The 21,170-nt window shown below is 62.9% G+C and carries 15 protein-coding genes; 6 read left to right on the top strand and 9 right to left on the bottom strand.

Annotated features, from left to right (window positions below):
- Nucleotides 1–29 precede the first annotated feature (29 nt).
- On the top strand, nt 30–686 hold the full coding sequence (locus ACYP01_RS15710) for a TetR/AcrR family transcriptional regulator (protein ID WP_003943145.1): 657 nt from the start codon (nt 30–32) through the stop codon (nt 684–686).
- Between the two features lie 3 nt (nt 687–689).
- On the opposite strand, the gene ACYP01_RS15705 is transcribed toward ACYP01_RS15710, so the two are convergent.
- Both ACYP01_RS15705 and ACYP01_RS15700 read right to left on the bottom strand, forming a co-directional pair.
- The gene (locus ACYP01_RS15705) at nt 690–1,262 is read right to left on the bottom strand and encodes a TetR/AcrR family transcriptional regulator (protein WP_459680995.1); all 573 of its coding nucleotides are present in this window, start codon (nt 1,260–1,262) and stop codon (nt 690–692) included.
- A 36-nt stretch (nt 1,263–1,298) separates the two neighbouring features.
- Nucleotides 1,299–2,414 carry an agmatine deiminase family protein gene (locus ACYP01_RS15700; RefSeq protein ID WP_459680993.1) on the bottom strand — a complete coding sequence of 372 codons (1,116 nt, stop codon included), beginning with the start codon at nt 2,412–2,414 and terminating at the stop codon, nt 1,299–1,301.
- A 174-nt stretch (nt 2,415–2,588) separates the two neighbouring features.
- Here ACYP01_RS15700 and ACYP01_RS15695 point away from each other — a divergent pair, with 174 nt between their 5' ends.
- Nucleotides 2,589–2,903, top strand: coding sequence for a hypothetical protein (locus tag ACYP01_RS15695; RefSeq protein ID WP_037130624.1), 315 nt, complete (start codon nt 2,589–2,591; stop codon nt 2,901–2,903).
- Nucleotides 2,904–2,933: 30 nt separating this feature from the next.
- On the opposite strand, the gene ACYP01_RS15690 is transcribed toward ACYP01_RS15695, so the two are convergent.
- The gene (locus ACYP01_RS15690; RefSeq protein WP_459680990.1) at nt 2,934–4,508 is read right to left on the bottom strand and encodes a helix-turn-helix transcriptional regulator; all 1,575 of its coding nucleotides are present in this window, start codon (nt 4,506–4,508) and stop codon (nt 2,934–2,936) included.
- Between the two features lie 172 nt (nt 4,509–4,680).
- On the opposite strand from ACYP01_RS15690, the gene ACYP01_RS15685 reads away from it, so the two are divergent.
- Together ACYP01_RS15685 and ACYP01_RS15680 are read left to right on the top strand one after the other, a co-directional pair.
- Nucleotides 4,681–5,511: a siderophore-interacting protein gene (locus ACYP01_RS15685; protein ID WP_058226824.1), complete on the top strand. Its 831-nt coding sequence runs from the start codon at nt 4,681–4,683 to the stop codon at nt 5,509–5,511.
- A 54-nt stretch (nt 5,512–5,565) separates the two neighbouring features.
- A complete protein-coding gene (locus ACYP01_RS15680) occupies nt 5,566–6,651 on the top strand; it encodes an ABC transporter substrate-binding protein (protein ID WP_314673686.1) in 1,086 nt (361 codons plus the stop codon).
- A gap of 96 nt (nt 6,652–6,747) precedes the next feature.
- Here ACYP01_RS15680 and ACYP01_RS15675 read toward each other — a convergent pair whose 3' ends face one another.
- Entirely contained in the window at nt 6,748–7,128 is a 381-nt protein-coding gene (locus tag ACYP01_RS15675; protein WP_003943006.1) for a hypothetical protein, read from the bottom strand.
- Nucleotides 7,129–7,782: 654 nt separating this feature from the next.
- Between ACYP01_RS15675 and ACYP01_RS15670 the strand changes: the two genes are divergently transcribed.
- Entirely contained in the window at nt 7,783–8,940 is a 1,158-nt protein-coding gene (locus tag ACYP01_RS15670) for an acetyl-CoA C-acetyltransferase (RefSeq protein ID WP_378504900.1), read from the top strand.
- A 102-nt stretch (nt 8,941–9,042) separates the two neighbouring features.
- On the top strand, nt 9,043–9,630 hold the full coding sequence (locus ACYP01_RS15665) for a sugar O-acetyltransferase (RefSeq protein WP_459680986.1): 588 nt from the start codon (nt 9,043–9,045) through the stop codon (nt 9,628–9,630).
- Between the two features lie 11 nt (nt 9,631–9,641).
- On the opposite strand, the gene ACYP01_RS15660 is transcribed toward ACYP01_RS15665, so the two are convergent.
- The 5 genes from ACYP01_RS15660 to ACYP01_RS15640 form a co-directional block, all read right to left on the bottom strand.
- Complete coding sequence (locus ACYP01_RS15660; RefSeq protein ID WP_459680983.1) at nt 9,642–11,189, bottom strand: ABC transporter ATP-binding protein; 1,548 nt, start codon at nt 11,187–11,189, stop codon at nt 9,642–9,644.
- Nucleotides 11,189–12,820, bottom strand: a complete 1,632-nt coding sequence (locus ACYP01_RS15655) for an ATP-binding cassette domain-containing protein (protein WP_459680981.1) — start codon at nt 12,818–12,820, stop codon at nt 11,189–11,191. The genes ACYP01_RS15660 and ACYP01_RS15655 overlap by 1 nt, the downstream gene beginning before the upstream one ends.
- Before the next feature lie 129 nt (nt 12,821–12,949).
- Nucleotides 12,950–13,843, bottom strand: coding sequence for a ChuX/HutX family heme-like substrate-binding protein (locus ACYP01_RS15650; protein WP_065352795.1), 894 nt, complete (start codon nt 13,841–13,843; stop codon nt 12,950–12,952).
- A 46-nt stretch (nt 13,844–13,889) separates the two neighbouring features.
- Entirely contained in the window at nt 13,890–15,662 is a 1,773-nt protein-coding gene (locus ACYP01_RS15645) for a sulfite reductase subunit alpha (RefSeq protein WP_459680977.1), read from the bottom strand.
- A 31-nt stretch (nt 15,663–15,693) separates the two neighbouring features.
- Nucleotides 15,694–21,162, bottom strand: a complete 5,469-nt coding sequence (locus ACYP01_RS15640; protein ID WP_459680975.1) for a glutamate synthase-related protein — start codon at nt 21,160–21,162, stop codon at nt 15,694–15,696.
- Nucleotides 21,163–21,170 lie beyond the last annotated feature (8 nt).

Raw genomic sequence — 21,170 nt, 5'->3', positions numbered from 1 at the left:
ATTTGCCAGGAGGTTGAAATGCGAGCAAGGTGGGCGACGTGAGCACGACTACGGACGGCCCGAAGAACAGGCGGGGAACACTTCGCGACGAGCAGAAACGCGCGACGCGGGCCAAACTCGTGGACGCCGCACGCACTCTGTTCGAGGAACGGGGATACGCGGCTGTCACGGTCGACGACATCGCCTCGGTCGTCGGATGCAGTCGAGCCACGTTCTACGTGCATTTCGCCAGCAAGGTGGAGATGCTCAAAACGATCGGCGCGGCCGGGATGGCGGCGAGTGCGTTCGCTTTCTACATCGATCTCGATCGGGTTCTCGACACGAACTCTCGCGTGGAATTCACGGCTTGGCTGGAGCGTGCCTTCGACTGGTTCGACGAGAACAAACGCCTGCTGCCGGCGTGGGACGAGGCCGTGGCACTCGAACCGGAGTTCCGCGAGACAGCGCGAGACGGTATGACCCAACTACCGAATGCCATGCCCAAGTACCTGGGCCGTTGGCCGGCGGAACAGCACGACGAGGCACGGTTGCGCGTCGAACTGCTCGTGAGTCAGTTGGAGCGATTCTTCACACGCTGGGCCGTGCAGGGGACAATCGATGTGACGCGGATTCAGGCCGCCGAAGTTCTGACCGACATCTGGTTCCCGGCTCTGTCTCCGGAATCGAAGGGCGTCGGCGAGCGGTAGAGGCTAGCTCGGATCGATCTCCACACTGATCGCGCCGGTGAGCAGTTCTCTGGCTCGTTCGATGGGGATCGAGCCGCTCAGCCAGCGTTCGCTCAGACCCTCGACCAGGGCGGTGAGTCGCTCGGCGGCGTCGGCCGGGCTTGCCTTGGGATCAGCGAGCCCGGCATCCTGCGCTTGGCGGATCAAGGATTCAACGTCGTCTGCCCACTCTTGCGTCGTGGTGCTTAGGGGTTCGCGCAGCTCGTCGGCGAAGACTGCGCTTGCCCGGAGTTCACCCCAGGCGATGCTGTTCTCCCGAATCTTCGGGGAATTCTGAAACTCCAGCAGGAGCATCTGCTCGAGCTGCGCACGAGGGTCTGTCTCCGTGAAGGCACTTTCGGTGTACAGCGCGGCGCGATCGTTGATGTGATCGAGGGCCCGGCGCAGCACACCTGCGCGGTTTTGGAAGTGGTAGTAGATGAGTGCCGTCGACACTCCGGCCTCGGTAGCGAGCGTCTCCACCCTCAGCCCGCGTACGCCGTGTTGGGCAATGACGCGGACTGCTGCTTCCAAGATTTGCGTTTGGCGGTTCGACACGAGTCCGAATTCTACGAGGGTGGTCGGGACAGGTTTCTAGTCCGCGGGTTCCTGCTGGGTGGTGCAGTGAATGCCGCCACCACCCGCGGCGATGGCGTCGATGTTGATCTGCACGACACGGCGGTCGGGGAAGAGGCGCTCCAATTCGCTTCTCGCGGCCTGGTCGGCCTCGGGGTCACCGAACTCGGGTGCGATGACCGCCCCATTGCATACGTAGAAGTTGATATATCCGGCTGCGAAATCGTCCGATTCGAAGTCGGGCCTGATCGCGACCGGCGCCTCGAGGACCACCACTTTCAGCTTCCGTCCCTGTGCGTCGGTCGCGTTCTGGAGAATCTCGAGGTGACGTGCGGTCACGTCGTGGTCGAACGACTCCGGGTCTGTGTCGAGGCCTGCGACCACGACACCTGGGCGTGCGAAACGGGCGTAGAAGTCCGTGTGGCCGTCCGTGATGTCCTTGCCGGCGATTCCCGGTAGCCAGATGATCTTGTCGAGACCGAGCAGGGGGCCGAGTTCGGCCTCGACGTCCGACTTCGACCATCCCGGGTTGCGGTTGTTGTTGAGTACACAACTTTCGGTGATGATGGCTGTGCCTTCGCCGTCGACCTCGATGCCGCCGCCTTCGAGGATCAGGTCGGTAGGCAATGATTCGACTCCCGCGCGGGCGGCAACGAAAGCTGCGACCTGGCCGTCCTGATCAAAATCCTGCTTCTCGCCCCAACCGTTGAAGTTGAAATCGATACCCGCTTTGGTCCCGTTGCCTTTCACGAATATGGGGCCGGTATCGCGCATCCAGAGGTCGTCGAGAGGCGCGGCGATCAGTTCGACCGATGGGCCGACGAGGGAGCGAGCCAAGTCCAGTTCCTCGGAACGAACAAGCATCGAGACGGGCTCGAACTGCGCGATGGTCTGCGCGATCGTCGCGAGGTTGCGCTGGACCTCGGGCAGGAGGGCTGCTCCCCAGATCGCTTCGCTGGCACCGAACGCCATCCAGGTGCGCTTATGTGGATCACCCTCTTCCGGCATCACCCACTCGCGAAGATCGTCGTCTCCATTGCTCCCGCCCGAGGCTGAGTCGGAATCGCCGCAACCTGCCAAAAAGAGGCCACTGAGCGCAGCGGCGCCTGCCTGAATGAACCGACGTCTTTGCATTGCGGTGACTCCTTCTGCTCTTCGCGTGCTCGCTTGGTCTTCGAGGAATCTGTTCATCGCGCGCGAGCGGGGCAACATCCAGTTACTGTTCGATCGCACCAGATTTCTCCGGCGCCGACTTACTTGCACAGAGAATAGCTCCTGACTGAAAATTTAGTCAAGAAAGTAGTGATCATGAACGACGACATTCGAGATACCCGCCAGCCGATGGTGACTTCGCTCGGCATCATCTTGGGGTTCTTGCTGAACTTTTTGGCTCAGTGGGCAATTCGCGACGACGGCAAAGCGCCGGTGGAAACCACGACGGACTGGGTCATCGTGGTCACCCTGTTCACCGCCGTCGCTCTGATGCTCATAGTTCTCTTCCGAACGTTGAGTAGCTCGTATGAAGTGGAGCAGGCTCGCGAGAGGTACCGCAGTATTCTGCGTCTCTACTTGTTTGCCATCTCGCTGGTTTTTGCCGGAATGGCTGCCGCACTGTTCGTGTAGTGGGGACTGTAGGAATTATCCGACGGAAGGTCACGAGTCGATGAGTCCTTCGACCGTTCCCCGCCATCCGCGGCGCTGGTAGTCCCGGGGCGACATGCCGTGGGCACCGATGAAGACCTTGGTGAATCCGGACGCGTGCGCGTAGCCGAGTCGACGGGCGGTCTCTCCGGCCGAGAAGCCCTCCTCGAGGTAAGCGCGGGCGAGGGTCATCCGCAACTGACCGCGCCAGCGCGGGAAGCTCTGGCCGGTGGCCGCTACGAAGCGTTTGTGGAGCAGGCCCTCGTCGACGCCGAGTCGAGCGCTCCACTCCGGCAGCGTGCGCGAATCGGTGGGGTCCGCGCGGAGTGCGGTAAGGATCGTTTCGACAGGATCGGTTCGGCCGCCGGGTGTCCGCGTCGCCGCGCTGTTTCGGATCAGCCTCGAGATCCTCGCTGGGTCATGGATCTCGGGGCGCAGAAGGGTGTAATTCGCAACGACCGTGTGCAACAGATACGCCTCCGCTTCGCGCGCGAAGTGCAGCACTCGTGGCGGCGGTGCAGTGACGGGAGAGTCGCCAGGCTGGGATCCGAGCGGAAGTAAAAGCGAACCCTCCGCGATCTCGACGCTGTTGCGTACTCCCGCGGGAAGCCACATCGCGTCGCCCCGCCTCAGATTCCAGGTTCGGTCGCCGAAAGTGACCCGGGCGGAGCCTCGGTAGATCCAGACGACGACGTGAAAGTTATTGACCCTGGCCCACGTTCCGCTTGCGGGAATCGTCGGCGCCGAGCCTGAGTGGGCGCCTTCCTCGGACAAGAGTGCGACGCTCTGTGCCAAGGTCTCGTTCTCATGGATCTGCGCTGAGCCTTGGTTTGCACGTGTGTAGTCACTGGGTGTCACACCGGTGTGTTCACGGAAGGCACGGGTGAATCCCGCGGGCGTCGCGAATCCGACCTGCCCACCCGTCCATCCGATTTCGCGGCCGGAGTTCAGGTATGCGATTGCTGCCGCGATCCGGGCCGAGGTGCGCCAACGCGCGAAAGGCAACCCCGTCTCCTCCGTGAATCGGCGCTGCAGGGTGCGGACGCCGATCTTGAGTTGCCGGGCGAACTGGGAAAGCTCCGTGTCGTCGGCTGGCGTCCGTAGAAGCGTGCGAGCGATCTCGAGGGTCTCGGCCGAGCGTGGCAAATTCGGTGGGGCGTACGACACCGAAGCGTCGGCGTCGTTGGAATGGGCCCCCGCGACAAGCTCGAGTAGTCCGGCCCCCACAGTCGCCCCACCGCGCAGAAATCCCAAGTTGTGCGCGAACTGGTGGACGAGCCAGTCCTGCCAGGCTGCCGGGATCTCGAAATCGATGATCCGGTTCAACGTGGGCGGCAGGTCGGCAGCGGGCATCGGAATGGGAAACGCGACCGCTCCCGGGTCGACTCGGATGCTGTAGGCGATTCCCGCGGGCACCCAGGTTGCCGCCCCAGCGGTCACGCTGCGGGTGCGGTCGCCAATCTGTAGTTCCGCGTGTCCGGTGTGTACCCAGAAGAGCAGTGGCTCACGTGCATTCGCGATCAAGGAGAGTCGGGACGCGGGGATCTCGGGGACTTCGCCCGCGGAGAACACCAACCGTGGTCCCACGTATGCCCTCCCGATTCAGATGCTTTCTCACGCAGCCACCGATGAGTGTAAGAAGTCGGCACGCACGGATAACCGTAGCCGATTAGGGCAGGCTAGCTTTATTCAATGGCCCTCCCGCCGTGATCGAGCGTGGGTCGAACCCCCCGTCTGTGCGCTTCCGAGGAGTCTTTCCGTGCCCCGAAACACCCGTCCGACAACGGCGTACTCAGTCACCTTGCGTGAACTCGAGGTACGTCGGGTGACAGACGTGACGCCGGGCATGCGGAGAGTGACGCTCACCGGAGCGCAGCTCGACACCTTCACAAACGCCGACGGCTTCGCCGAGCCCGCCTTCGTCAGCACCGGCTTCGACGACGACCTCCGATTGTTGTTCGCCTATCCTGGCGAAACCGATCCGGTCTTGCCGGTGATAGTCGACGGCAGTGTGACTTTCGCAGCGGGACGCCGTCCACTTGCCCGCGCGTACACCGTGCGCCGTTACGATCCGCGAACAAGGGAACTCGACGTCGATTTCGTCGTTCACGGCGGTGGAGTTGCTACCACCTGGGCGCGCGACGCCGGCCCTGGCGACCGAATGCACATCGCGGGTCCCTCTGTATCGCAGGGACTCCCGGAAGATTGCGAGTATCTGCTCGTCGTCGGTGACGAGACGGCGCTACCTGCGATCGCACGTCTGCTCGAGGAATTGCCTGCGGGTGCCAGGGGGCATGTGTTCGTCGAAATTGCGGACTCGGCTCACATTCAATCGGTGCGCGAGTTGCCCGGGGTGAGTGTCACGTGGTTGCCACGCGAAGGGGCGGAGCCCGGCACTACTTCTTTGTTGCTCGACGCGGTCAGTGCTGCCGAATGGCCTGACGGACGCATATTCGCATGGCTTGCAGGCGAACAGGCGACGGTTCGCTCGCTTCGGCGGTACCTCATTCGTGATCGGGGGATTGCGAAGACCGACATCGATTTCACCGGCTACTGGAAACGCAGCGACACAGTGCGCACAGATTCCTGACCCGGCTCCATCGCTCGGTAAGACCGAAGCGCTCGATAACACCGAAAGGCAGAAATGACAGTCCTGCGCACCAGACGATCACGGATCATCGGACTGATCGGGGCCGCGCTCGCCGCAGCGCTCCTTGTGTCCGGGTGCTCGGCCTCGGCCGAAGACTCGAAAACGGCGTCCACTCCCGGTTCGGAGGGGAACGCCCTTCCCGCTGCGGAAGGAACGACTACTTACCCGCTGACCCTGGAATCGCCATACGGTACAAGTATTCTCGAGAAGCGACCGGAGCGGATCGCCGCAATCGTGCCCAATGCCGTCGACACGGAAATGCTCCTCGCGCTCGGCGTCAAACCCGTCCTCTCCTCGTCGATGGTCAAGGAGTCGGCTTCCCAGTCGTACTTGCTGCCTTACGGCGCAGAGGATCTCGACACCTTCGAGTTCGCGATGGGCGGCACACTTCCCGTCGAAGCGATCGCCGCGAGCGAACCTGACCTCATCGTCGCCGTCGGCTGGGCCGACGGCCTGGGTGGTTTGTCGATGGGCGATTACTACGAACGTTTGTCCTCCATCGCACCGGTGGTGACGAGCCCCGACACGAAGTCGCGGATGCTCGTGCCGTGGAAGGAATCGATCCGCGTACTCGGCGAGACACTCGACCTCTCGAAGGCAGCCGAAAAGATCGTGGCGGACCATGATCGGTATTTTGCGAAGGTGCGTCAGGAGAACCCTGAACTCACTGGCCTGACCGCAACCTGGGCGATCTTCTACGGAACCGGCAATGGGCTGCAGTACCTTTCAGCGCCCGATTCGGCTCCGGCAACTTTCTTGGGCGAGCTCGGTTTTGCCGAGAACCCGCGTGCACAGGAGTTCGTCACCCAAAGCACTGTCGGCGAGGAACTTCTCGAGAACATCGATGCGGACTTCCTGCTGATCGGCCGCAGTGCCGCCGGCAGCGAGGAGGATTTCGACAAGCTGACCGGCGGGAAGCTCTTCCAAGCGCTGGGAGCGGTGTCCTCCGGTCGTTGGGTCGCTCTGCCTCCTCGCACCGCCGACGGTGGCGACGTTCTGTGGGCAATCACGAGCGGTGGCCCGATCGGAACGATGTGGGCGGCTGAACATATCGTGCCGCTCATCAGCGCGAAGCTGTAGGCGTACAACTGGAGAACGGAAAGCCCTCACCCGTCGCCACACGATTGTGTGGCGACGGGTCGTTCGTATAGCAGGTGTCCCGGGTTTGAGGGTTCCCTATGGGACGAAGAAGGTTGCGAAACCCGGGGTGACAGGTCCGGCGGCAGGCAATATGGCGACGGCAACTTGCCCGGCTCCAGTCTGCAGGGTTGCCTCTCCCGGGGTTCCTTGGTTGTCGCCAGAAAGCCGACCGGTGCCGGAGGCTCCTGTCGAGAGGTTCATCCAGCGCACTTCGGTCGAAAGCATGCAACCCCACCGCTCGTCTTTGGCGCCGGTGATCGTCACCGTGCCAGGTTGTTCGCCGACTACCGCCACACAGTGGACAGGGGGTGCGTCGAAGCTGCCGTTTGGGTTCCCGAACGGCGCCGGGTTGATTTGGAACGGAACGGTGACCGCCGCGGAGGCAACGGCTGCGGGCGCGAGAACCGAAACGGCCACTATGGATACGCAGGCAGATAATCGGCGTACGAGATTCGTCACGGTAACCTCCGGTAATCGAAGACGGTGTGGTGCCCATGCTCTACCCGGAGCGCAATTACCGCAAGGGGATCCAGTTTTCGAGCCAGCGGCGGTTCGTGAATCGCTGAGTGCGTGACCGTTTGTAGAATCGTTGTCCTGCAACGCGTATCGGTATACGAAGCCTGTATTGGGCGGTGAATAGCCCAATCGTGCTGGGCTCCACCGAAAGTACTAACTTTCCAGCCATCGGCCAGCCGGCTTGCGGTGTAGCTCGACAAAGCTGGTGTTGTTCGCAAGGCGGGCTGAACGATTTCTCAGGGCAGGCATTGGACATGGATGATGCGCTCGTTCCGCTCGAAGATGCACTCCCGCAGCTGTTCTCGCATCTTTCGCCGTTTCACGCTGGCGTGAGGGGTCTGCGGCGTGGGCAGCCAAGCCGCGTTTGGGGGTCGAGCCTCGAACTGTCGAATGATCGCGACAGCAGTGGATTTCGTTGGATAGAAGTGCGGAGACCAATCCTGTGGTGGTGGCTGCGGGTCTCGAAATCACGTTTCATCTACCAAACAAATGCTTGATCGCTAGAGTGTGTGCGACATCGAAAGCCCGACAAAGTTCGATTTCGAAGGAGTTCGTATGGTTGCACCTCAGGCTTATGTCGTCGATGCGCTCCGCACTCCGGTGGGTAAACGGCACGGCTCGCTCGCAGGAGAGCACCCAGCGGACATGGGGGCCCACGTGATCACATCGATTCTCGACCGCACTCGACTGGACCCGATGGCCGTCGACGATGTGATCTTCGGTTGTGTCGACGCTATCGGGCCGCAATCGGGCAACATTGCCCGCACCGCCTGGCTTTCAGCAGGCCTACCCTTGGACATCCCAGGAACGACAGTCGACAGACAATGCGGATCTTCACAGCAAGCCGTCCACTTCGCAGCGCAAGCGGTCATGAGCGGGACCCAAGATGTGGTGCTTGTCGGCGGTGTGCAGAACATGTCCGCGATTCCTATCTCGGCGGCGATGCGTGCCGGCAACGAGTACGGATTCGACACGCCCTTCAGTAGGTCCCGGGGGTGGGCAGCACGATTCGGCGAGGCCGAAATCTCACAGTTCGTCGGCGCCGACCTGATTGCCAAGAAATGGGGTATCAGCCGTGAAGACATGGAGGAATGGGCACTGCAATCGCATCAGCGTGCCCGTGCTGCCATCACAGACGGCCGATTCGAGTGTGAGACAGTGTCATTGGGCCAATGCGTCGTTGACGAATGCCCGCGAGAGACATCCATGGAGCAGATGGCTGCACTGCCCGCATTGAGGGATGGCTCGTTGCTGACGGCTGCTGTGGCTTCGCAGATCTGTGACGGCGCATCAGCGGCCCTGATCGTCTCCGAGAAGGCGCTCGAGGTTCATGGATTGAAGCCACGAGCGCGCATTCATCATATGAGCGTGCGCGGCGACGATCCGATGCTGCAGCTCTCGGCGCCGATACCCGCGACGAAGTATGCACTGGCGAAATCCGGCATGGCGATCGGCCAGATGGATACCGTAGAAATGAACGAGGCATTCGCTTCGGTAGTTCTGAGCTGGTTGATCGAGACGGGTGCAGATCCCTCCCGGGTCAATCCCAACGGTGGTGGAATCGCATTGGGCCACCCCCTTGGGGCCACTGGCACCAAGTTGTTCGCCACGATGTTGCACGAGTTGGACCGCATTGATGGACGGTACGGACTCCAAACCATGTGTGAGGGTGGCGGGACCGCGAACGTCACCATCATCGAGCGGCTGAGCTGAGCTCGAGAAATTGGGCGGCATGGAAGACCTTCTGTTGTAGCGCTTTGTCGGGTGCAACGCGCCCAACAGGGGTGCCGTGGCGCGGTGTGCGACGATCCGAGTGTGGGAGAACAGGCGGATCGTCTTGCTCGTGGTGAGTGGTATCTCGATGATGACGAGCTGAGGCAGCGGCGGCTGGAGTGTTGGCGTCGACTCGACTCGTTCAATGGGGCTTCGGCGGACCAGGATGCTGTCCGCTCGCAGGCTCTCGCCAGCCTTTTGGGTGAGGTAGGTGAGGGAGCATTGGTGGTGCCGCGGTTCCAATGCAGCTACGGATACAACATTTGGCTTGGAGTCAACGCATTCGTCAACGCGAACGGGTTCTTCATGGATGATGCGCTGATCACAATCGGCGCGGACGTGAGGATCGGGCCTGGAGCCCAACTGATGACAGCGTTGCACCCTGTCGATGATCATCGCCGGCGTCGCGAGGGATGGGAGCGGGCTGCTCCGATCGTCATCGGTGAGAACACGTGGCTCGGCGCCTCAGTCACTGTCGGTGCAGGAGTTTCGATCGGTCACAACGCCGTGATCGGCGCGGGAAGTGTGGTCTTGCATGACATTCCTGATCACGTCGTTGCTGCTGGATCGCCGGCAAGGGTTATCCGTCGGACACCTGCCGAAGTTGAGGGACTGCAACGCGAGCACTAGGGCATGCGATGTCAGAGGGTGATCGTGCGGGTGGGCTCCCAGATGGCGGGGTCGCGGTGGGTGACGACGAAGACGGTGGCCGCCAATTCCCGCACGGCGCCGACGATACGGCGCTCGGTGGCCTCGTCGAGGGCCGAGGTGGCTTCGTCGAGAACCAGGACGGGAGCGTCTTTGAGGAAGGCGCGAGCGATCGCCACCCGCTGACGTTCGCCGCCGGAGAGAGCGGCACCCTGGTGTCCGATGTCCTGATGAATGCCGAGCGTCGAGCGGTCGAGAACGGCGCCGAGGGCAGCGCGCCTGGCGGCGTCCTCGATCTCGGTTTCGGTGGCACCAGGTCTTCCAAGTCCGATGTTCTCCCCGAGGGTGCCCGAGAACACGAGTGGGTCCTGCGGCACGTAGCCGATGTGTGCCGCCAGATCGTCGTAGGGCAAGTCACGCAGTGAAACTCCGCCCAGAGTGACGCTGCCTTGGTCCGGATCATCGAAGCGCATGAGCAGCCCGAGAAGTGTGCTCTTCCCCGTACCCGAGCGTCCTGCGACGAGAACTCGCTCACCCGCGGGGATCTCCGCGGTGATGCCACGCAGAACTGGAGCGTGATCTACTCCGGCGACCTCGATGTCCGTTCCAACAGGGCGCGCGGCGTCCTGGGGTGGGGGCTCAGGCAGTGCGGGAGCCGAAGTCGCGGCGCGGTAGTCGCGAACCGTTGCGCGCAGCTCGTTGACTCCGATTCCGGCCAGAGCGAGTTCGTCGAGCGGCGCAGCGGCGCGGGCGGTGAGGATGACAAGCGCGAGAGCGGCTGCGGGATCGTCGAATCCGGTGGCGGCGAGGAAAATCACTGCACCTGCCAGCGGCACAATGGTGGCGATCGCCGAGATGAATGTCGCTGGTGCCGCGGCGAGATTTGTCCGTGCAAGCGCGGCTTCCTGATTCCGCCAGCTTCGCTCGATTCGTTCGACGGAACGTGTGGGACCGGCTGCTGTACGCAGTAATTCGAGGTGGTCGGTGAGCTCGAGTGTCGACTGAGTTGCTGCGAGCTCGGCTTCGTGTCGGCGCTCGTCCGCTCGGCTGAGCGCACGTTGGGCCAGCGTCTGAGCGACGAGCGACACGGCGAGCAGTCCACCGACGAGCAGCATGACGCCTGGCCCCGCGACGACCGCGATCCCAGGAAGCAGGAGCAGCGGGATCAGCGGTGCAACCAGGAAGGTCTGAAGTTGGTGCGCGGGAACACTCATCAGCGACGGGATTCCGCGCCCGGCGACGGTGGCGAGCAGTGCCCGGTTGTCGTCGGTGAACCAGGACAGTTTCGCACGGGCGAAGGCATCGCCGAGAGCGTCGTAGAGATCGCCGACGAGTCGAGCCCCGGTGAAGTAACCGCCCCGCGAGACCAGGACGGTCACGAAGAGAGCGATGGCGGCCGTGGCCAGGACGAGAACCGGCGACCGGTGATCAGCGATCGAGAGCGCGAGGGTGGTGTACGCGATCGCTTCGAGGACAGCGACGGACACCCAACCGAGTCCGATGGTGATCAAGCGTCGTCGGGCTGCATTGGCGCTGTTCATTATTCGGCTCCAATCAGGCCCGCATTGTGCGAGGCGGCGTCGTTCACGTTTCGACCGCCGAGGTCGAGTCGATCGTCGGCGTCGTCTGCAAGAGCGGGGTCGTGGGTGACGATCACGACCGTCTTTCCTTCGTCGTGCGCGAGGTGCCGCAATTCTTTCAGCAGTTCTGCCGCTGTCCGATCGTCGAGTGCACTGGTCGGCTCGTCGAGTAGCAGTACTGCTGCGGGCGAGAGGAACACCCGAGCGATCCCGACGCGCTGACGTTCTCCTCCGGAGAGTGAAGTGGCGTGGGCGTCGAGGCTGACGTCGATCTGTGCCCGGCGTAGTGCGGCGGTGTATTCCGCGTCCGTTGCATCGGGGGCGGCCAGCGCGATGTTCTCGCGCACCGTGGCAGGTAACACGTCTGCGCCCTGGGGTGTGAGCAGAATGGACTGTGGCCGCAGGTTCTCGTCGATCGCGGTGATGCTACGACCTGCGTAGCGGACGGTACCCAGTTCCGGGATCTCGAAGCCGGCCAATGCTTTCAGGAGCGTCGTCTTGCCTGCTCCACTCGGTCCCGTGATCGCAGTGATCGTGGCTGGGCGGAATGCATGCGTGACGTCGTCGATGACTCTGCGGTCCGCGATCGTGACAGTCAGGTCGACGATCTCCAGTCGATCGGAGGGACTCGAGGCCGGAACGGTTGGCGCTTCACCGGCAGGGAGGGTGGGTTCGTCCAGGGCAGCGGCGAGCCGGCCCGCAGCAGAGCGTCCAGCAGCGACGTAGTCGAGGCCGTGCCCGAGCCGCAGGGCCGGTGTCACGATTGCGAGGCTGAAGAGAATGGTGGCGGCCAACGTCGTTGCATCCCAGTGGAATCCGACGGCATAGGCGATCGCGAACGTCGCCGTCGCCTGCATGAGGGCAACGGCGACGGCCGCAGGGGTAGCCACGAGTCGAACGCGCTCCTGCATTCCCCGGGTGAACCGTGCTGTCGATTCTGCATAGTCGGCGGCAGCGCCGGTCTGCGCGCCGTAGATCCGGCAGACGCGGATGCCGCGGGCATAGTCGTCCACGGCAGTCACGATGTCGCCCATGACATCTGCACTTTCGGCGCTGTGCCGAGCGGCCATTCGGGGGATCACGACCAGGTAGAACAGAGCTGCCACGATGCCGGGAGCCAGAGCGAGAAGCGCCACGGGGCCGGCTGAGGCAACCAACGCCGCGATCGTGACCGCGGGGACCACGATGAGTGTGGCGAACTCGGCCGGTAGGTGCGCAGTCATATGGTGCAGCGCCGAGATGTCGTCCGAAACGAGCCTCCGCAGTGCGTCTCCGCTGTAGCGGGACAGCGTGCTTGCCGGTAGGCGAACGAGGTGGGCTGCGAGCTGGCGTCGAAGCCTGGCCTCGAAGAGTGACTCGGCGTGATGCGAGAGCCACGACGACGTGGCCGCGAGCGTTACCCCGGTGAGCCACAGCCCACATGCCCACCCGGCCCAGCTCATCGACGGTTCACCGATGAGTTGCACGACGCACCAGAGCGCCCCGAGCATCGCGACCCCCGACGCTGCGGCCGCGACGACCCCGGCAGCCAATGCAGGCAGCGCCGGGCGCAAGGCCGGGACCAGCGACGGTTCGACGAGAGGGCGGGGCATGGATAACTCCTTGAATCAGCGTCAGGGTGCAGGCACGACAAATGACCGAGACCTAAGGTTAGGGGTCGATGGCTCCATGTGGTTATCGCCGTACGCCGATTTCTTACACTCGCCCAGCATCTGTCGGTGTCAGGATGCGGCCGAGATGGAACTCATGACGTCTTCCCACACGCCCATGACTGCGGGTTCGGTTGGACCCGTTTGGGTGAAGACTGCTACGCATTTGCGGCGGAAGTCGTACATCTCGATCGAGCTGGTCAGGCCGTGAACGCCGTGGGTGCGGGTCAGCCAGCACTCCGAGACACCATTCAGGTCGATCATCGTCCGGCAGGTGTCGGACGCCAAAGTCAGCGTCCCCCCGAACATGGCTGCGGCGTCGAGGTCACCACGGTGGATCTGCAGGCATCCGTTCCCGGCGACGACGGTCGTGACGGGAAGTTGGTGGTAGGACAGGTGCTCCATCCCGGCAGCCATGAGGTGAGGATCGACTCGCCGATAACCGAGGGCGCCCAGAGCGACCAGGCCGCTACGACGTTCGCTGCCGTCGTCCGCGAGGATGAAGTCGAGCTGTGTCAGCTGATCGGCCTGGGCCCAGAATGCGGGCGTATTCGATGTCTGGATGGGAGGGCTTGTTTCCCTCGCAGTGCTCGGCGCAGTTCGCATCGCTTCGAAGGCGAGACGATCCGAGGCCGGGGTCAAATACGTGGTGTGTGAACTTGATCCGTGGATGTCGAACATGCGGAGCGTCGGCGGCAGGTGCTGCTCTGCTTCAGTGGTCACCACCGAGCCGAGGGAGGCAACGTTCAAACGCAGAGAGACGAGCCCGGGCGCGCAGACCAACGGATCGCCGGGAAATGTCGGAACGGAGTACTTGCCCGAGTCGTTGACAGCCACCGGACCTGCGACGGTGATTGCTACGGCGTCGTCCAAGAGCGGCAACATTTCGCCGACTACGTCAGGTGCCGTGTCGATCAGTCCACCACGGAACCCTGGACGCGCAAGCAGTGCGTCCAGGTCCGACATGCGTGCCAAAGCTGCGCAACGGCATTCGCCACGGTGCGGGCACATCTCAGTAGACATCCCTTAGGTACCGCTTCGATCGTTTGAGGTTGTTGACGTAGTCCTCAGCGGCATCCGCATCCAATCCGCCGTGCTCGGCGACCACCTCGTGCAACGCGTCGTCGACGTCCTTCGCCATCCGCGTGGCGTCGCCGCAGACGTACACGTGGGCGCCCTTTTCGAGCCAGGTGAACAACTCCCGGCCCTGCTCGCGCATGCGAGTCTGAACGTAGATCTTCTCGGACTGATCGCGCGAGAAGGCCAGATCGAGACGAGTCAGGACACCGTCACGGGTCAGCCCGTTCAACTCGTCCTCGTAGATGAAGTCGCTCGACTGATGCTGATCGCCGAAGAACAGCCAATTCTGCCCCGACGCGTTGCGCGCGCGACGCTCGTGCAGGAAAGCGCGGAAGGGTGCGATGCCGGTTCCGGGGCCGATCATCACGACGGGAACAGCGTCATCGGCGGGTAGGCGGAACGAATTGTTCTTGGAGACAAAAACTCCGACCCGATCTCCCTCGCCGACGCGGTCCGCCAGGTACGTCGAGCAGACACCGCCGCGGTCCCGCTCGCCCGAGCGGTAGCGCACACTCGCTACCGTCAGATGCACGGTGCCGTCGTGGGCCAGCGGGCTGGAGGAGATCGAATAGACCCGATGTTGCAGCGGGCGAAGAAGTGCAAGCAGATCTTCGTGATTCAATCGAATGCTGTTGTCCAACTGCAGGAGATCGAGAACGTCCTTGCCCCACAGCCACGCATCGAGCGCTTCCCGATCTTCCGTGTCGAGAATGTGCTGCAGTTCGGCGTCGCCGCTGCGTCGGGCGATGTCTTCGATCAAATCGCGCGAGGGAATCGAGATCTCGTAGTCGCTGGTCAACACCTGGTCCAACGGTGCGGACGAGCCGTCTTTCGCGGTAACCACGTAATCGCCGCTGACACCGAGCTGATGGATGATCGCCTCGACGAGGGCGGGGTCGTTGATCGGGCGGATGCCCAATCCATCTCCGGCCTCGTAGTCCAGACCGTCCTCGCCGAGCGCAAAGGTGAAGTGGCGGACTTCCTTGGCTGAGTCCTCGCCGGACAACAGCCGGTTGGCGAGAACGGTTGCAGGATAGGGGTTCTTGCGAGTCCACTGGGACTTGATCTTCGTCTGAGCGGGCGCAACCGGCGAGGCAGCGGCCCCCGCATCACCGTCGACACCGGCCACCGCAGCGACGGCCCGAACGATCCACTCGGCCGCAGCATCCTCGTAGTCGACGTCGCAATCGGTGCGGTCGACAACCCGGGTCCCACCGAGCGCATCGAAGCGGGCGTCGATGTTCTTTCCCGACTGGCAGTACCCGTCGTAGCTGGTGTCACCGAGTGCGAGCACGCCGAAGTAGAGACCCTCGAGCCGGGGCGCACTCTCGGATTCGACTGCATCCCAGAACAACTGCGCGTTGTCAGGCATCTCGCCCTCGCCGTAGGTGGAGGTGATGACGAGCACCCGGCGCATGGCGGAAAGTGCATTGATATCCACGGTGTCCAGACTCGCGACAAGTGGATCGAGACCGTGGGCACGAGCAGCTGCGGCCGCGTCTTCAGCCACGGACTCCGCGTTGCCGGTCTGACTTCCGTAAAGGATGTGCACGGCTGCGCCGGCAGCTCTCTCCACTGTCGCTGTTGCAATACCGGTTTGACCGGACATGACAGTTCGCGAGTGTAGACCGGCCAGGAATCCGGAAAGCCACGCGCGCTGGTCGCCGTTGAACGGTGCGTATTCGGGGATGTACGGGATTTCCATTTTGAAGCTCACCTACGTTCGGGGGAGGAGGTCAGGACACCAGGTCGGGGATCGTGCGCGAAGCGAACAGTTCGTCGAAGTTCGGCAGTGATCCGAGCTTGTCCCGATTCTTGTTGTCTTGAAACAGAATCCACCCGTACGTCGCCGGGCTGTCCATGGCCAACACGTTGCGCAGGCTCAGCGCCTGCTTGTAGTCGTCGACCCGCTTGGCTGCAATCAACGCAGCCAACTGTTCGTCGTCGTAGCCGGCCAGAATCTCTTTCGAGTACTTGACCAAGTGCTGGACGAGGGCGAAGTCCTCGGTCAGCACCAGGTTTCGGGCCGCCTTCTGCACTGCTGGATCGTCGGGTCCGGACGCACCCGGCGTGCGGGCGGCGGCGAGTTGTTGCGCGAAGTGAAGCACGGTGTACGCACTGAGCAGCGCATACATCGTCGCTGTATCGGTCTCGCCGTAGGCAGGGACTGCTCCGTTCAGTGCAGGGCGCCCGTCGCGCACTGCGAGTTTGAAGGTGCGGACCTGACGTGCTGCGATGGCGGACGCCAATTCTTCGAGGAGCTCTTTGTGCGACTTCGCAGCCAGGATTGCATCACTGTCCTGGTAGAGCATCAGTGCCTTGGGCATCGCGTAGACGAACGAGTGCTGTTCGACTTCCCAGTTCTCGAGCAGTCGGGTTCCGAGCGCGGATCCAGTTGCCTCCACATGCAGTTCGAGCAGGAGTTGTACTGCGTGGTTGTGGACAGCGGCAAGAGGGTCGGTCGCAGCGGTGATCGAACCCAGCAGTACGGAATCGGTACTTGCTCGCAGTGCCAATTCGCCACGAGGGTCGTACTGGTAGAAGAAGCCACCACTCATGCCGTTGCCGACACCCTTGCCGAACTCGCCGAGATTCACGACAGCACCGTTGGTCATGTACTCGCCGGCGAAGTCTCCGACACCTTCGACGACAGCACTGGCGCCGGAATTGCGAACTGCGAAGCGATCGCCTGCTTCACCTTCGACGAACACTCGTCCGCCGGTGGCGCCGAAGAGCGCGAAGTTGCCGATCAACACGTTTCCGCCGGCGTCACTGGAGCCGCCGCCTGGGCTGCGCACGGCAATCACGCCGCCGCTCATGCTCTTTCCCACACCGTCGTTACATGTCCCGGTGTGTTCCAGGTGCATGCCGTCATTGCAGAATGCGCCGAACGAGAGGCCAGCAGATCCGGTCGTCAGGACGCGCACGCTGCCCGGCGCCAGGTAGCGACGCCCACGCTCGTCAGTCAGTACCCCCGGAGCGAGAAGGCCCGCCGCTCCGTAGTTGAGTTCGCGTTCGAGGTCGATCGCCAACTGACCACCGACGCTCTTGTTCCGGTTACCCAGGTGCAGTGCACCTTCGGCGAATTCAGGTCCGGACACGGCGACCGAGGCCTCGCCACGGTTGAAGAACACCGTGCGAACCTCGTCCATGATCTTCTCGTCGAGCGCGTACTCACGTTCGAGGTACACAGGATTGTCGATGGTGATGTTCGGAGCGGTCTCGAACATCGCGTCCAGCTTCAGATTGCCGACAATAGACGGGTGATCGAGCAGATGCAGGAGATCCGTTCGACCCCGCGCTTCCTGAAGGGATCGCATTCCCAGATTCGCGAGCAGTTCCCGAGTTTCGTGAGCGATGTTGAGAAGGTACTGCGCCATCGCGCGGGGATCGCCGTCGAACAGTTCCGGGTTGGTGGTCAGACCGGCGGGGCACTTGATGTTGCAGTTCTTGGCCATGACGCAGCCCATCATCATCAGCGCCGACGTACCGAACTCGAAGCTGTCTGCGCCGAGGAGGGCGGAAGTGATGATGTCGCTGCCGGTCTGATGCGCGCCCGAGCATCGCAGTACGACCTTCTGGCGAAGCCCGTTGGCACACAGAGCTTGATGGACCTCTGCGATACCGACCTCGGCCGCACGGCCCGCGTACTTGAGGCTGGTCACCGAAGCTGCGCCGGTGCCACCGGTATTTCCGGCGACGTTGATGACGTCGGCGCCGGCCTTGGCGACACCGACGGCGATGGTGCCGATTCCTTCCGAGGACACCAACTTCACGATCACCCGAATGCGAGCTGCCTTGCAGTCGTGGATGAGCTGAGCGAGGTCCTCGATGGAGTACGTGTCGTGGTGAGGCGGCGGCGAAACCAGTTCGACCCCGGGCGTTCCGCCGCGGGCGGCAGCGATGTCGACGGTGACCTTGGCGGCCGGAAGCTGCCCGCCCTCACCGGGTTTTGCGCCTTGGCCGAGTTTGATCTCGATCTCTTCGAGCATCGGATCGGCGAGGTAGCCCGCCCAGATTCCGAAGCGTCCGGATGCAAACTGCTTGATGCGCGATGCACGAATCGTGTTGTAGCGCGAAAGGTGTTCGCCGCCTTCGCCGCTGTTGGACATCGCACCGACCATGTTCGTGCCGTGCGCGACGGCTTCGTGCGCCGGAGCGTTCAGTGCGCCATGGCTCATGGCACCCGACGCCAACTTCGGGGTGATGTCGCTTGCACTCTGTACCTCGGAGAGAGGTACACCTGCCGGTGCGACCCTCAGCTTGGAAAGGAACTCTGCCGCAATACCGGTTGCATTCAGCACCAGATCCGGGTCGGTGGCCTCGATGGTGACGTCGTCGGCAAAGGCGACGGAAAGAGCATCGCCGAGTGCTACCACCCGAGCGGTGTCGTCGGCCAGTGGACCGTCCAGGCTAAGTGTGTACCGGCTGTCCGCGGCAGATTCACACCGGATTCCACGCATCACGATCGTCTTATTGCCGCGCACCGAGAATCGGCTGATCTGGTCGGTGAACTCGGCTGTTGTCACCGCAAATGTGACATCACCGGGCACGGAGATGACATCGCGCAACGCGGCGGGACGACGCGATCGTTCCGCAGCCATGACAGTGGAAAAGTCCCGGTACCCGGCGGTGATGTCGAAGTCGTCGATCTGCTCGGTGGTCAACCGGTCGAAGCTCGTCGCCCGGTATGCCCCGGCGTCGAGGCGGAAGGCGTCGTCGAGCCGTCCGAGCGGCAGTAGACGTAGAGCCTCGAATTGTTCTGTTCCGGAGGGACTGTCGAACGCGATCTTCTCTTCGGTGAGTTCGACGTACTTACGGACCGCGGTGGTACCGAACGAATGCCCTGCGCCGTCTGCACGCTCCTTGAACAGGCCGAGCAGTGGCAGATCCTTCTCGCCCCCGACTGCGCTCGCACGCTCGTGCCACTGCTTCGAGGTCACCGCGACGGTGTCGAAACCGACGCCACCCACCGGTGACTTCATGTTGGGGAACCACTGGCGCAGAACAGGGTCGGACGTATCGAGGAAGTTGGGTTCGAAAAATTCTCCGCCGATGTAGCTTTCGACGGTGCACAGACCGACGCGTCCCATCGTCTTCATCAGGGACTTCTCGGCGGCCTTCGCGAAGCGTCGGAACGCGGCATCCGGGTCAGCGGCGAACTTCTCCTCGGCTCGCAACTGAACGGACAAGGGGTAGACAGCGGAAGCGCCGAATCCGAGCGCAGCGGCAACGTGGTGGGAGGACTCGATCTGGCCGCTCTCGACGATGAGAGAGACGCGCAATCGCAGGCCCGCGTCGATGAGACGCTGATTCAGTGCTCCGACGACCATGATCGCGGGAAGTGTTGCGCGCTCGTGAGATACGTGGCGGTCGGTCAGGACTGCGATTCCGCCCTGTTCGGCCGCGAAGGCGACAACAGCGTCGCCGAGCGCGGTCATCGCGTCGACCATTGTCTGCGCGTCACCCTCGGCGGGGTAGAGCATTTCGAAGCGGCGGTGCGGAGTGTGGTTCTGTTCGCGGATCTTGAGCATGTCCAGGTGCCCGAGGATCGGCGAGGCGATGACGATCTGCTTGCCCTGTCCGGGGGCCATCTTCGCACCCAATGCAACCCGGAGAGTCATACCGTCCGCTTCACGGATGCTGTCGAGCGGAGGGTTGGTGACCTGGGCGAATCGCTGTGAAAAGTAACGTGCCACACCGCCTTCGCGGTCGCTGAATGCGTTGATGGCGTTGCCGTAACCCATGGCGGAGACCTTTTCGGCTCCGTGCGTGAGCATCGGATCCATCAGGAATTTGAAACTTTCCTGATCCAGGGAGTACGCCATGTAGCGCTGATGTATCTCGAAGGTGCCGTTGTAACGGGTCGGGGAGCTGACTTTCTCCGCTGGCACGGCGGGAATGTCTTCGATCGGGATTCGCGATTGCTCCAGCAACGACTGGTAGTCGCGCTGAGCGGCAACCTTTTCCAGAGCTTCGCGGGCAGTGTAGGTATGGCGATCGCGATGATCGAAGTACAACATTCCGCCGGCCTCGACGCGGCCACGGTGAATCACCGTCTCGGGTGCGAACGCGATCTGTCCGGCTTCGGAGAATGCGCACACGTAGTCGTGCGTCTCGATCGTGCGTAGTGGACGCAGACCGAGGCGATCCAGGCGCGCACCGATGATGGTGCCGTCGCCGAACACCAGCGCTGCCGGTCCGTCGTTCTTCTCCTCGTACAGCGAGAAGTACTCGAACATCGCACGCACTGCGGGGGAGAGAGTGGTGTCGTTTTCCCAGGCCGGCGGCATCATCGAGACCACAGCCGTCACCAGGTCGACACTGTCCTCGATGACGCGTGCTTCCAGGGTCTGATCGAGTCGGCAACTGTCGGACTGGCCGGGCGGACGGACGATCGCACGTCGTTTTGCACTGGCGACAGCAGCTTCGGAGAGCCGATTCTTCTTGTCCGTGTTCAGTTCTCCGTTGTGAGCCATGAACCGGAACGGCTGCGCCATCGTGGGATGCGGGTCCGTGTTGGTCGAGAACCGCGTGTGGAAGTACATCGTGTGCACGGCGTGATCGGGGTCGACCAGGTCGCGGAAGTACGGGATCACTTCGTCGGAGTTCAAGCGACCCTTGAGAACCTGAGTTCGCGCGCTGAGCGAGAGTGGGTACAACCCGCGTAGTGCAGGGGTGTTGTACGCGATGGCTTCGATGGCGAGCAGAGCTTCGTGCACGAGGCGATCGACTACCGCAGGCTCGGGACGCGGAGTGGGGACCTCGAAAATCCACTGCCTGATCGGAAGCTGATGCGCGATGGCTGCCGGCCGAATCGCCGAGTCGTCGACCGGCACGTTGCGCACAGCGAGGGTGGTGAAGCCTCGGTCCAGAAGTTCGCGTTCCACCAGAGCGGCTGCACGAGCATGCTGAGCATCGTCGTCCGGAAGGAAGAAGTTGCCGACGCAGAAGCGTCCGGCGCGGAGATCGGAGCGCCCGGTGACCTTGCGGAAGAACCGGAGGGAGAGGTCAACCGAGACACCGCCGCCGTCGCCGACGCCCTCGGAAGACATACCGCCGCGGTGCGGTACCGAGCAGAGTGCTTCACGGCCCTTGATCAGGACATCGTGGGTCTGCACGCCGTCCTTGCGCGTGATGAACCCGACTCCGCAACTGCTCTTGTCATCTGCGGGGTCGTACAAGCCGACGATGGACGTGCTCACTGCAGCAA

The sequence above is a fragment of the Rhodococcus sp. no. 34 genome (assembly GCF_054589475.1).
The sequence above is the reverse complement of the archived record's forward strand: the minus strand, read 5'-3'. Positions and strand labels throughout refer to the sequence as shown.